This is a genomic window from Pullulanibacillus camelliae (assembly GCF_014642655.1).
Classification (GTDB): Bacteria; Bacillota; Bacilli; order Bacillales; family Sporolactobacillaceae; genus Pullulanibacillus; species Pullulanibacillus camelliae.
The window spans coordinates 1-704 of record NZ_BMIR01000051.1 but is presented as its reverse complement, the minus strand read 5'-3'; the positions used below and the strand labels follow the sequence as shown (position 1 = coordinate 704).

Annotated in this window: 1 protein-coding gene; it reads right to left on the bottom strand. The window is 42.9% G+C overall.

The features are described 5' to 3' along the window. A partial coding sequence (locus IEW82_RS19900) for an IS256 family transposase (protein ID WP_188699126.1) occupies positions 1-704 on the bottom strand: 704 nt, incomplete at both ends.

Below are 704 nucleotides of genomic sequence, written 5' to 3'. Positions count from 1 at the left end.
GAAATCTTTCGGTGATCCATCTGTTCAAAGTGGAAAAACTGTAACGAATCTTCTAATCCTGCTTCAAGGGTGCCAATGGCTTCTGGATAGGAATCTTCGTATTCATCCATCAAGGATTCGGCATAAAACTTGGCTGTTGCATAGTCTGGCTGCAACCAAATCTGTTTAAGTCGTGCCGCAAATGCTTCCTTATTTTTACTAGGAATGTGAGCGAGTATATTACGCATAAAATGGACTTTACATCGTTGCCATGAGCAGCCAATAAAAGACTCTTTAATGGCCTTACATAAACCTTGGTGAGCATCAGAGATCACAAGCCAAACGTCCTCAAGTCCTCTTGCTTTCAGGTTGTCAAACAAGCTCTTGTAGGTGGCTTCCGATTCTTCCTGCATCGGTTCTATAGCTAAAATATCACGTTTGCCGGACTCATCAATACCAATCACGACTTGGACGGCCATATTCAAGACTCGGTGATCATAGCGAATCTTTTCATAAAGCGCATCCACCCAGAGTACAGGATAGGTCTTTTCTAACGACCGATTCCTGAACGTCTCGACTTGCTCGTTCAGTTCTCTGGTAATCTGAGAAACTTGTCCTCTGGATATGGATTCTATGCCAAGACTTTTTGCCAGTTTCTTGATTTTCCTTGTAGAAACCCCATTGATATAGGCTTCTTGAATGACCTGGATCAAGGCAGTTTCGGA